Here is an 11,957-nt window from a genome sequence, read left to right as displayed (position 1 = left end):
TAAATCAGCAAATTAGTTGAAAGTTGCAGGTGAATTATGGAATTTCAATTAGGTTCATTAACCGATTACAACAAGCAGAGTGATGTTGTTAGTAGCTCCGATCCCACTGATTTATATAAGTTCAGTTTGGGACAACAACAAACTGTCAGTATGTTTCTCAGTGGTTTGTCAGCTGGTACAAAAATAGAACTGCTTGATAATAACGGAACACTGATTGATAGTTCAGTCAATTCAGGCACTCTTTGGACGGCGAGTAATAGTGGGGCAACAGGGGGATTAATTACCAAAACTTTAGCTGCTGGTGATTACCAAGTTAGAGTTTCTCACGTCGATCAAATCACTGGTAATCCACTTTACGATCAAGGAGAAAAGTATAGCTTAATCTTCCAGCCGCATGACGCACCAAATACAGTGACGGTTGCATCTTCTACGACCAAAAATAAAGGTGGTGCTGACATTTTAACTGATGGTACTAACGACCAAGTTGAGATTAATAAAGCGATCGAACAAGTTGGCAAAGCTGGTGGTGGAACTGTACTTTTATTGGATGGAACTTTCAATATTACCGACAACATTTTAACGGTGTATGACAATGTTACTTTGACAGGAATTGGTTGGAGTACTGTTCTTAAACAAGGGAACAATGTTGTATTTAGTAACGCTGGAATGGTTCGTTCTGCTGCTGATTCAGGCCAAGGAAATATTGCTAAACCAATTTATTATAACCAGCATTTTCGGCACATGAGTTGGGATGGTAACAAAGCCAATCAAACCAGTTACAAAAATGCTTACGGCAACTTCGGATTTTACGAAGATAGTAGCTTTGAAGACTTGCGAGTTCATAGTTTCAAGTACTACGGTTTAGATCCTCATGAAAATAGTGATGCTAAAGTATCAACACTGAGATTAACAGTTAAAGACAATTTAGCCGATCACAACGCTCAAGATGGAATCACATTAGATCACATTTTCAATTCAGTAGTTGAAGGTAACATCAGTGATGCAAATACCCGACATGGCATAAATGTAGTTACCGACTCTGACAATAACATTATTAGAAATAATGTTGTTACTAATAATGGTTATCGGGGAATTGTTGTTCAGTCAGGAACAGAAAAAGAGAGAACTTCTGATAACAACTTGTTAGAAAACAACATTGTTAAGTTAAATAAGCAAGATGGAATTTATTTAGAATTAGCAGAAGGTACAAAGCTTAAAAACAACAACGTCGAAGGAAATGGTCAAAGCGGTATTCATTTGAAAGGTGCATCTAACAGCACAATTTCGGAAAATCAATTGCTGAATAACTCCCAATCTAAGCACCAAGGTTACAGTGAAATACTGATTAACCATTACTTGAATACAAGCACAAACCAAACTACTTACTCAACTAAGAATGTCGCCGAAAACAATACTATCCTGAACAACAAATCAGTAGTTGCGAAGTACGGAATTGAAGAAAAAGCTCCGGGTAACGACTACAATACTTATAGAGATAACACAATCCAAGGGACATACAAAACAACCCGAATTCAAGGGCTAAATTCTAAAGAAAGTTACAGTGTTAATCAAACAGGCCGAACTCTTTGGAACCCAGCAGCAGGCGATCCTTTAGCGGGAATTACGCAAGCTCCTCAGTATGTAAAAGTTGACTACAAAGCTAACGATGGTGCTGGTAATACTAAGGAAGCGGCTCGTGATATTGGCAATTTAACTGATTACCAAAAATTCACTGATTATGTGGGAGAATTAGATGCTAATGACTTCTATAAGTTTACTCTTGGTAAGCAAGAAACTGTGAGCATATTCCTGAATGGTTTAGCTGCGGGAACTACCCTTGAACTGCTGAAGAGTGATGGTTCTGTTTTGAAGTCTTCGACTAATAAAGGTACTACTTGGACGGAAAGTGATAGTGGAAAAACTGAAGGTTTAATTAGCGAAACTTTGGTAGCGGGTACTTATTTTGTCAATGTGAAACCAGGGCAAAAGACGGGTAATCCGATTTACGATAATGATGAAAAATACAGTGTGATTTTCCAACCTCATGATGCGACTAAGACAGTTGCGGTGGCGGCGAAAGATACTGTAAATAAAGGTGGTGCTGATTTCACTGCTACTGGTACTAACGATCAAGCTGTGATTAATCAGGCGATCGCACAAGTCGGAAAGAATGGTGGAGGTACAGTCTTACTTTTACCTGGAACTTTCAACATCTCTGACAATGTTTTGCTTACCTACGATAATGTTAATCTCTCTGGTGTCGGTTGGAATACTGTTCTGAAACAGGCAAATAATGTGGAATTTGACGATGCGGGAATGTTGCGTTCTGCACTACACTCCCAAGAAGAAAACTTAGCAGTTCCTCGCTTCTACAATCAAAATATTCGTCACCTGAAATTAGACGGTAACAAGAAGAATCAAACCTCAACTCGGAACGCCTACGGTAACTTTGGCACTTATGGCAATAGCAATTTTGAAGACTTGCGCGTAACTAACTTTGCTTACTACGGTTTTGACCCCCACGAAAATGCTTATGCTCCTATTCCCACAGTTGCATTAACAATCAAAGATTCATTATCAGACCATAACGGTCAAGACGGAATTACCATTGATAATCTAGAGTATTCTTTGGTTGCGGACAACATTGCTGATTCCAACAAACGTCATGGTATTAATGTTGTAACTGCGACTAAACATACAAACTTCTTTAACAACGTTGCTACCTACAATGGTACTGGTGGGAGTGGTAACGGAATCACAGTTCAACCAGGGGCAATAGATTTATCGCGCACTTCTGATTACAATTTGTTTGAAGGTAATATTTCCAGATACAACAAAGCCAGCGGTATCTACTCTTATCTAGGTGACAACAACCAATACAAGAACAATATTGTGGAATATAATTCCACTTATGGAATTCGCCTCCGGTCTTCTGCTAACAATATTGTCAGCGGTAACAAACTGCTAAATAACTCGCAAGCACTTAAGGGTGGTTACGCAGAAATTTACATTGATGATGATCCTACTACCTTCTCTAAAGGAAATACTGTGTCAGGAAATACGATCGTCAATAACCCAATTGACCAAGCAAAATGGGGTATTGCAGAAAAGAACGTCTCTAATTCTGGAAATACGATCGCCGGAAATGTTATTCAGGGAATCACCAAACCATATCGAGTTTACTCTGCAATTTCTTAAGTTTAACTAGGAATTGAAAACTTAAATAAAGAATTAGGATGCAGGCGAATTTCTCCTGCATCCTGATTTATTTTTTATCTAAGTACGTTGTGGCGCTGTCTTCGCTAATAAGAGCGCTAAAGCGCAACAACGTACATTTTTTTAGTTAGTAATTCACGGAAGATACAGAGAAGTTGGCAAAGTCTGCATAGACATCTTTAGGTGTTGCCCAAGAAGGATCTCCACCACCGAAAAAGGTGGAAAAAAGAATGCCTTCAATTTTTAAATCATTGGTAGTGCGAAAAGTTAATTCATCCTGCTCTAGTACTTGTTTTCCATCTAACCAAACCTTAATTCTGCCATTATTTTTTCCTGGTTGATTGAGGATGACTTCTTGTTCAATAAAGTGCCAATTTCCTGGTTTAAATTGCCAGTTACCTCTACCTAATGAAGTCCCATGTTCGCTACTGGTAGGGAGATAGGCATAAACTTCGCCATCACCGTTGCGCCGCCACATATAGCGTGTGGAAAATCCGTTTGTTCCGTCAGGAATTTTGCCTCCGGTGTTAACAGTACCACCAAATAATCCGGGTAATTTGCCACCTTTCACAAAGTCGAAATTATGGGAAAATCTTACGTAGTAACTTAAGCGCAAAGCATCGCGAGGTTGCATATTTAAGTTAGCGAAAAATTGAGCGCCGCCTACAGGTGCATTGTCTTTTCTACTTACTGTGGGACTTGCAGATTCTTGGGGATAACGTACTCTCAGATATTTAGTAATTTTGCTTTCGGAATTTTCCATGACTTCGATGTTTTTTAAGCCCCAAGAAGCACGTTTTTTTACTCCCCATTCTTCCATCCAATTAGTATTGGTGAAGTTATTTGCCCAAAGAGATGCTTGGCGCTCAGAGTTTTGGTTTTGAGCGATCGATGAAGGTCGAGCAAGAACTGTTTTTGTTTCTGTAGGGTTACTGCAACTGAATAAAGTTAGAGAGAGCAAGCAAATACTTAAAAATCTTTGCTTTTGGCTGGTAAAAAAATTGAGTTTTGTTTTCATAAAGTTACTTAAAGAGTTATATATATTTTATGAGTAATTACGGCTTGATTGATATCTATAAAAAGAGGGAAAAGGCAAACCTTGTCTTTTCCCTTTCTTGAGTAGTTTGATGGTTTTAACTACCAATTAAGTTATCTAGCTGGTCCAATTGAGGGTAGCTGTCTTATGAGCCGTTTAATTAAGGATAAGATGGGCTGAAATAGTTGTTTTAAGATTGGTTTTCTTTCGATACCTAATGCGCGATCGTAACTGTTATATGCTTGTTTATAACGATCGAGACGCTGTAAAGCAACTCCGTGCATCACCCAGGTTTCTGAATCTTTTGGGTTGAGGAGTAAAGCGCGATCGCAACTTGACAATGCTTCGGTATATCTTTCGAGAAAAATCAAAACTGCTCCCCGAAATGCCCAAGCTTGTTGATGTTGCGGATCTAATGCTAAAACTTGGTCAAAATATGTAAGTGCTTCCTGATAATTTCCTCGATCTAGTAATAAACATCCCTGATTGTGCAACACCTGATAAGTTTCTGTTCGATCGACACCTGTTTGGGAATTTTGGTGAGAGATTAACATTGCACTACTCCTGGGGATAAGTTTTAATCAGAATTTGATGATGTTTCTATTTTCAAATTGTTGGGTTGGGCTGACATCGTGAGAAATGGCAGCTTGACTGGGGTTGTTTTTCCGTACATCCTCAGATCGCGATCGATAATTGCTCTGTGTAGTTGTTCGGAGCTAGAATTTACCTATTGACAAATTGTAAATTTCGTGATCTGAAAAGTTTGGGCAAAATTTTTAGCAGCAGGGGAGGTAGAACCTCCCAATACTCGTTCCCCGGTTGAACCGGGGAACGAGAAACTCCAGGCTCCGCTCAGGAGTGCAAGATGTGAGTAATACTTTAATTTGAGTCAATAATTAGAATCATCTATGCAAGTTGAATGGCAAACTGTCAAAACCTACGAAGACATTCTGTATCACAAAATGGACGGGATAGCTAAAATTACGATTAATCGTCCTCATAAACGTAATGCCTTCCGTCCAAAAACTGTTTTTGAACTTTACGATGCTTTTTGTGATGCCCGTGAAGATAGAAATATTGGCGTAGTACTTTTTACTGGTGCGGGGCCGCATACTGATGGGAAATACGCTTTTTGTGCGGGTGGCGATCAAAGTGTGCGGGGAACTGCGGGTTATGTTGGTGATGATGGTGTGCCGCGATTGAATGTGTTGGATTTGCAACGTTTAATTCGATCGATGCCGAAGGTTGTGATTGCTTTGGTGGCAGGATATGCGATCGGCGGTGGTCATGTTTTACACATTATTTGTGATTTAACAATTGCCGCAGATAATGCAATTTTCGGTCAAACAGGGCCGAAAGTTGGTAGCTTTGATGGCGGTTTTGGTGCTAGTTATTTGGCTAGAATTGTGGGGCAGAAAAAAGCTAGAGAAATCTGGTTTTTGTGTCGGCAATATGATGCGAATCAAGCTTTGGAAATGGGGTTAGTTAATTGTGTTGTTCCGGTAGAAGAGTTGGAGGCGGAAGGGATTAAATGGGCACAGGAGATTTTGGAAAAAAGTCCGATCGCAATTCGTTGTTTAAAAGCTGCTTTCAATGCTGACTGTGACGGACAAGCGGGTTTACAAGAACTAGCTGGCAATGCCACGCTACTTTATTATATGACCGAAGAAGGAGCAGAAGGCAAACAGGCATTTTTGGAAAAACGTAAACCAGATTTTCGGCAATATCCTTGGTTACCTTAAAGGAATTAGCTGTAAAGGTGTTTATTGCTGTAGAGACGTTGTATACAACGTCTCTACAATCTTTAACTAAATCAGAGTTGTAATGACAACGAGTAATCGTGTTAAGCTGGATGAAGAACTCCCAATAGTACAGGGAAGTTAGCGGTGTGAACAGAAGCTTGCTTTAAAGAGGCAGCAAAAAGTCTGAACCAAAAATCCATATCCAAACCTAAATTTCTCCTATTAAAGTTTCAGAAATGATATCCACATTACCCAATTCTCCTAATGTAGACTTGTCTCGAATTCGCCTAGAAATTCGACAATTACAGCCTCAGCTTGTGGCATGGCGCAGAAGTATACATGAACGTCCTGAACTTGCCTTTAAGGAAAAGTTGACATCAGAATTAATCGCGAAAAAGTTAACCGAATGGGGAATTGAGCATCAAACTGGGATTGCACAAACAGGTATTGTTGCAATTATTAAAGGGGAAAAAGATAGTTCAGAAATAGCTGGAAAAGCGAAAGTTTTAGCTATTCGGGCGGATATGGATGCTTTGCCGATTAAGGAAGAAAATGAGGTGAGTTATCGATCGCAACATGAAGGCATTATGCACGCTTGCGGACATGATGGACACACTGCGATCGCATTAGGAACAGCTTATTTTCTTCAGCAACATCGACAAAATTTTGCCGGAACAGTAAAAATTATTTTCCAACCCGCAGAAGAAGGGCCAGGTGGTGCAAAACCGATGATTGAAGCGGGAGTATTAAAAAATCCCGATGTTGATGCCATTATTGGTTTACATTTGTGGAATGTCCTACCAATGGGGACAGTAGGTGTGCGGACTGGGGCATTAATGGCAGCTACCGAAGCATTTAGTTGTACAATTTTTGGCAAAGGTGGACATGGGGCAATGCCTCATCAAACAGTAGATTCAATATTAGTTGCTGCCCAAATAGTTAATAACTTACAAAGTATTGTCTCCCGCAATGTTAACCCCATTGATTCGGCAGTAGTAACAATAGGAAAATTTCATGCTGGTACTGCATTTAATGTAATTGCAGACAAAGCAGAAATTGGGGGAACAGTGCGGTATTTTAATCCAGCAGTAGGCGAAATAATTCCCCAAAAACTTGAACAAATTATTGCCGGAATTTGCCAAACTTACGGCGCAAAATATAAACTAGATTACCGCAAACAATATCCTGCGACAATTAATGATGCTGCAATTGCAGAATTAGTTAGGTCTGTAGCTGTAAATGTGGTAGAAACTCCAGCAGGAATAGTGCCAGAATGTCAAACAATGGGCGCAGAAGATATGTCTTTCTTCCTGCAAGAAGTGCCGGGTTGCTATTTCTTTTTAGGTTCAGCTAATCCGAGTTTAAATCTAGCTTTTCCCCATCATCACCCCCGGTTCGATTTTGATGAAACTGTGTTAGGAATGGGTGTAGAAATCTTTGTGCGTTGTGTGGAAAAGTACTTTTCAGAAGAGTATTAATTTTGAGGCGAGATCCCCGACTTCTTCAAGAAGTCGGGGATCTATTCGAGATCCCCGACTTCTTCAAGAAGTCGGGGATCTATTTACATAACTAACTAGGAACTTTCATTCCTTTTTGTACTGCTGGACGTTGCTGCACTGTTTCCACCCAACGTTTAAGATTTGGATGATTATCTAAAGTTAATCCTTGAAATTCATAAACTGCTACCCAAGGATAAGTAGCAATATCAGCAATAGAGTAATCACCGCAGATAAATTCCTTGTCTGCTAATTGTTGATCTAAGACTCCATAGAGGCGCAAAGTTTCTTTTTCGTAACGATCGAGCGCATAAGGAATCTTTTCTGGCGCGAACTTTTTAAAGTGGTTTAATTGACCAAACATTGGCCCAACACCACCCATTTGAAACATTAACCATTCCAAGACCTGAAAGCGATTTTTGCTGTCAGTTGGTAACAATTTCCCAGTTTTTTCTGCCAAGTAAATGAGAATAGCCCCAGACTCGAACACAGTTATATTAGTTTCTTGATCTACAATGGCAGGAATTTTGCTATTGGGGTTAATAGCAATAAATTCTGGTGTAAATTGTTCTCCTTTGGTAATATCAATTTTATGCACATTGTAAGGAAGACCGACTTCTTCTAACATAATAGAAGCTTTGCGACCGTTGGGAGTTGTAAAGGTGTAAAGGTCAATCATATATTTTCCTGGTGATTTGTCATTTGTCATTTGTCATTTGTCATTTGTCAGGAGTAAATATTTATTTACCAATGAACAATGATTAATAACCAATGACTAACATGGTAGTGTAGCGAAAAAGTTTGTTAATGAAAATTAAATTTATTGCAACCGTTGCTTTAGTTAGTTTCATAAGTTTTGCTTGCGCTGTGGGTATTCCAGCAAACTGTAAACTACCTATTAAGCAAGATAATTATTTAGTAGCAATACAGGGGAATTCGGTAACAAAAGAAGAGGCTGCTTTTGCCGATCGCAGTCTTGCCATTCGTCAAAAAATCGCCGCCCTAAATTTAGATGAGTTGGATGCTTGGTGGCGCAGAGAAAAGATTGGTGATCCTCATAAATACTTGTTACCTGTTATTTTAGCGCGGTTGAGTTTGGGGGATAAGTACGATCGCCAACACAGTTGGGATATCTTGCAAAACATGGATAAAGACCAATCCGATCTTTATCATTTTCGCAGCGTTTTTGATATACCAATTTTCTTTTATTTTCGAGATCAAATGCCAGCTAATGTAATAGCATCTTATCGAAGTATGCTGGAATTACCGCGCATCAAAGAATGGCTAGAAACTGGCACAGAAAATCACATGATGATGCAACGTTTATCCGGTTTAGCATTAATAGATGGTAGTGGATGGTCAAATAGCGATCCGGCGACTGCTGCATCTATTGAAGCTTGGTTGCGTACAGAAATTAATAAATTTCTAACTATTGGACAAGGTGAATTTCACTCTTCTACTTATTATGGATATAGTATTGGTGGGTTATTAAATCTTTACGAATTTGCCAAAACTCCCGAATTAAAACAATTAGCGAAAGCTGGTTTAGATTGGTATGCTGCTAATATGGCAGTGCGCTTAAGTTGGGGAACTGCGGGAGGTGCGGAAAGTCGAGGTTTCGATCGCGGAACTTGGGATCAAAAGGGATTATCAGCTGTTGCTTGGATGTGGTGGGGAGATGATGTAAAAGTTGCCGAAAGAATGGATAAAAATGTTGCATCTTTGGCGCTGCTTGCTGGTTTAAGTAGTTACCGTCCGCCAGCAGAATTTAAAGCTTTAGCTAGAAAAGAAATTCCTTTACCTTTTCAACTTTTAGCCAGTCATCCGGCATATTACAGCTATCACCAAGATAACCAATTTTGGGAAAGTTTTTATATTACTAATGATTACAGTTTATCTACTTTATTAATACCAGGGAAATCCTATCAAACCAAAGGCACAATTAATGCCCAATATGCCACTTATAAATTAGTAGTGCGTGACCCAAAAGGGGAGAAAAACGCTGTTATTAGTTTAGGGGGAACTTATCATAATTTAATGGCAACTGGGCGGAGTCCGGGAGATCAATATCTGCAAAAAAATGGTGTTGTGATTTATGAATTGCGATTGAATGAACAGGACAAAAAAGCTGGAGTGCCAAATCGATCGCATTTAGTTTTACCTGCAAGTTTTGGGGAACCAAAGCAATATAAATCTTGGTATATTTGGCGAATTTACGAAGTTTGGTTGTGTGTTCGTCCTTGGGGAGAAATGAGTTTACTTTCTCCAGTATCAACAAGTCGCCGGGAAAAAGATTATCAAGCTTTGGTAGCAAAAGGCGATCGCACAGCTTGGATTACGGATATAGCTAGAGTTAGCGATTATCCAGATTTTCAGCGTTTAACTGCGGCGTTGGATCGGAGTGAGATAGGCGATCGACAATGGGAAAATCTCGGCAAATTGACATACACTAGTTTAGAAAGAAATCGCTTAGAAATGACCTATCAACCAAATGAAGGTATCGGTCACGCTGTTATTAATGGTCAGGAACGAATATTAAAAGATTGGTCAGTTTTAGAAAGTCCTTATTTGCGCGAAAGTTTAAAAAGTGGGGTTTTAGAAATGTTTTCTCCGGGAAAAACCTGGCGTTTACGCAATACTTTAGTCAGTCCAAAATGGGAGTTAATATCAAATCCAAATTAAGCAAACTCTAGATCTTGCACTCAAAGGAGGTTCCACCTCCTTTGTCCTCGTTCCCAGGTTCAACCTGGGAACGAAGAATGGAGGCTCTGCCTCTAGGTGTAAGATCTGAGAAGAAGATAAAGGAGTAGTTTTGCTAATATTAAGAGAACCATTTGAGATAGAAAGGGTAGTTAGTACGATCGCTCTCCTGCGCTGTATTTTCTAAGGGTAATTTAATAGTAAAGGTGCTACCTTTGTTTGGTTCGCTTTGTAGTTGTATGCTACCTTTGTGGGATTGAACTATTGCTTTGGCGATCGCTAATCCTAATCCCGATCCGCCTGTGTGACGAGAGCGATCGCTATTGACGCGGTAGAAGCGATCGAAAATTCGTTTTTGCTCAAAAGCTGGAATACCAATACCTGTATCTTGAATTTGAATTAATGCTTGATTGTCAATACTATCTAATATAACTGTTACTTGACCTTGAGCGGGAGTGTATTGAATCGCATTAATAATTAAGTTAGAAACTAAGCGATAAAGTTGTTCTTCATTCCCCATAACATTGAGTGAATTATTGACTCGGATATCAGCAGTTAAACTCACCGATTTCGAGATTGCTAAAGCGGCAAATTCTTCGACTAAATCGTTAACAATATCATTTAAACAACAATTTTGAAATAGCTTTGGTGTAGCTTGTTGTTCTAAACGAGCTAATAGTAACAAATCAGCGACTAACTGAATCAGGCGTTGATTTTGCCGACTGATTGTTGCGAGGATATCTTGGACTTCTTTTTCATCTAAATCAGGGATGGAATGTGCAGATTCTATTGTTGCTTGTGTTGCTGCTAAAGGTGTGCGTAACTCATGAGCAGCATCAGCAGTAAATTGTTGGATTTGTTGGTATGACTGATAAATTGGTTGCATTGCTAAACCAGCTAACCACCAACTGGAAACAGCTACCAAAATCAAAGTAGTTGGCAATCCCAACTTCATAATCCATTTCACATTATTTAGGTAATCATTAAAATCTTTGAGACTCCGCCCGACTTGAAAGTAACCCCAATCTTGATTATCGTGGGTATGCAAAGATATAGAAATTTGCTGATAAAAGTTGCCTTTGCTATCTTTAAGAGTTTGCCAGGTTTCCTTATTTAATACTAAGGGTAATCCCTCTGGATGAGTACCAGCTATAGCAATCAATTGTCCTGAAGAATCAAAAAACCGGATATAATATTTGCCTTGATTAATGGCGGTGAGAATGTGGCGAGAAGAATTGACTTTGTTTGTCATGCAGCTAGATTTTGCTAAACAAAGATTGGGTAAAAGTTCCTCAACGATCGGTTCTAAACGTCCGGGTTGATTTAATTTTAATTCAATGCTGTCATGGAGAGTTCCGGCTACAGATTCTAACTCGCGGTTAATAGCAACGTGATGAGCGTGAGCGATCGCTTCATACACACCAAATCCTGACAAACTTAAAATTATTCCCATCACTCCAGCATAAGATAAAGCCAAGCGAGTGCGAGTTCGATTAAATAGTTTATTTTGATTCATAATTAACTCAAGTTCCTATTTTTAGATCCCCCTAAATCCCCCTTAATAAGGGGGACTTTGAATCGGGAAGCTTCTGCTTAGATCCCCCTAAATCCCCCTTAAAAAGGGGGACTTTAAATCCGGTTCCCCCCTTGTTAAGGGGGGTTAGGGGGGATCGAACCGACAATATTTGAACTAACAAATTGCCTTTTATATCCCCCTAAATCCCCCTTAAAAAGGGGGACTTTAAATCCGGTTCCCCCCTTGTTAAG

8 protein-coding genes are annotated in these 11,957 nt (G+C 39.4%); 4 read left to right on the top strand and 4 right to left on the bottom strand.

The window, feature by feature from the left end; genetic code table 11:
- Positions 1-36 precede the first annotated feature (36 nt).
- The gene (locus tag ACE1CI_RS26660; protein ID WP_413263234.1) at positions 37-3,198 is read left to right on the top strand and encodes a right-handed parallel beta-helix repeat-containing protein; all 3,162 of its coding nucleotides are present in this window, start codon (positions 37-39) and stop codon (positions 3,196-3,198) included.
- A 145-nt stretch (positions 3,199-3,343) separates the two neighbouring features.
- Here the strand turns inward: ACE1CI_RS26660 and ACE1CI_RS26655 are convergent, their stop codons facing one another.
- Positions 3,344-4,234: a polysaccharide lyase gene (locus ACE1CI_RS26655; RefSeq protein ID WP_413263235.1), complete on the bottom strand. Its 891-nt coding sequence runs from the start codon at positions 4,232-4,234 to the stop codon at positions 3,344-3,346.
- Between the two features lie 131 nt (positions 4,235-4,365).
- Entirely contained in the window at positions 4,366-4,806 is a 441-nt protein-coding gene (locus ACE1CI_RS26650) for a tetratricopeptide repeat protein (protein ID WP_413263236.1), read from the bottom strand.
- A 354-nt stretch (positions 4,807-5,160) separates the two neighbouring features.
- Here ACE1CI_RS26650 and menB point away from each other — a divergent pair, with 354 nt between their 5' ends.
- Entirely contained in the window at positions 5,161-5,994 is an 834-nt protein-coding gene (gene menB / locus ACE1CI_RS26645) for a 1,4-dihydroxy-2-naphthoyl-CoA synthase (RefSeq protein WP_413263237.1), read from the top strand.
- Between the two features lie 236 nt (positions 5,995-6,230).
- On the top strand, positions 6,231-7,472 hold the full coding sequence (locus tag ACE1CI_RS26640; protein WP_413263238.1) for a M20 metallopeptidase family protein: 1,242 nt from the start codon (positions 6,231-6,233) through the stop codon (positions 7,470-7,472).
- 91 nt (positions 7,473-7,563) lie between these two features.
- Here the strand turns inward: ACE1CI_RS26640 and ACE1CI_RS26635 are convergent, their stop codons facing one another.
- Positions 7,564-8,169 (bottom strand): glutathione S-transferase family protein, encoded by a 606-nt coding sequence (locus ACE1CI_RS26635; protein ID WP_459564028.1) that lies wholly within the window; start codon positions 8,167-8,169, stop codon positions 7,564-7,566.
- A 128-nt stretch (positions 8,170-8,297) separates the two neighbouring features.
- Between ACE1CI_RS26635 and ACE1CI_RS26630 the strand changes: the two genes are divergently transcribed.
- A complete protein-coding gene (locus ACE1CI_RS26630) occupies positions 8,298-10,172 on the top strand; it encodes a hypothetical protein (protein WP_413263240.1) in 1,875 nt (624 codons plus the stop codon).
- Positions 10,173-10,311: 139 nt separating this feature from the next.
- On the opposite strand, the gene rppB is transcribed toward ACE1CI_RS26630, so the two are convergent.
- Positions 10,312-11,706 (bottom strand): two-component system sensor histidine kinase RppB, encoded by a 1,395-nt coding sequence (gene rppB, locus ACE1CI_RS26625; RefSeq protein ID WP_413263241.1) that lies wholly within the window; start codon positions 11,704-11,706, stop codon positions 10,312-10,314.
- Positions 11,707-11,957: the final 251 nt, after the last annotated feature.

This window comes from Floridaenema flaviceps BLCC-F50 (genome assembly GCF_041929275.2).
GTDB lineage: Bacteria > Cyanobacteriota > Cyanobacteriia > Cyanobacteriales > Aerosakkonemataceae > Floridanema > Floridanema flaviceps.
Note: the sequence above shows the minus strand (reverse complement) of the source record. Positions and strands in the feature narration are given on the sequence as shown.

What these genes read in the sequence shown, in the direction of transcription:
- ACE1CI_RS26660 (WP_413263234.1), top strand. Translation starts at nt 37, where the DNA reads ATGGAATTTCAATTAGGTTCATTAACCGATTACAACAAGCAGAGTGAT.
- ACE1CI_RS26655 (WP_413263235.1), bottom strand. Translation starts at nt 4,234, where the DNA reads ATGAAAACAAAACTCAATTTTTTTACCAGCCAAAAGCAAAGATTTTTA.
- ACE1CI_RS26650 (WP_413263236.1), bottom strand. Translation starts at nt 4,806, where the DNA reads ATGTTAATCTCTCACCAAAATTCCCAAACAGGTGTCGATCGAACAGAA.
- menB (WP_413263237.1), top strand. Translation starts at nt 5,161, where the DNA reads ATGCAAGTTGAATGGCAAACTGTCAAAACCTACGAAGACATTCTGTAT.
- ACE1CI_RS26640 (WP_413263238.1), top strand. Translation starts at nt 6,231, where the DNA reads ATGATATCCACATTACCCAATTCTCCTAATGTAGACTTGTCTCGAATT.
- ACE1CI_RS26635 (WP_459564028.1), bottom strand. Translation starts at nt 8,169, where the DNA reads ATGATTGACCTTTACACCTTTACAACTCCCAACGGTCGCAAAGCTTCT.
- ACE1CI_RS26630 (WP_413263240.1), top strand. Translation starts at nt 8,298, where the DNA reads ATGAAAATTAAATTTATTGCAACCGTTGCTTTAGTTAGTTTCATAAGT.
- rppB (WP_413263241.1), bottom strand. Translation starts at nt 11,706, where the DNA reads ATGAATCAAAATAAACTATTTAATCGAACTCGCACTCGCTTGGCTTTA.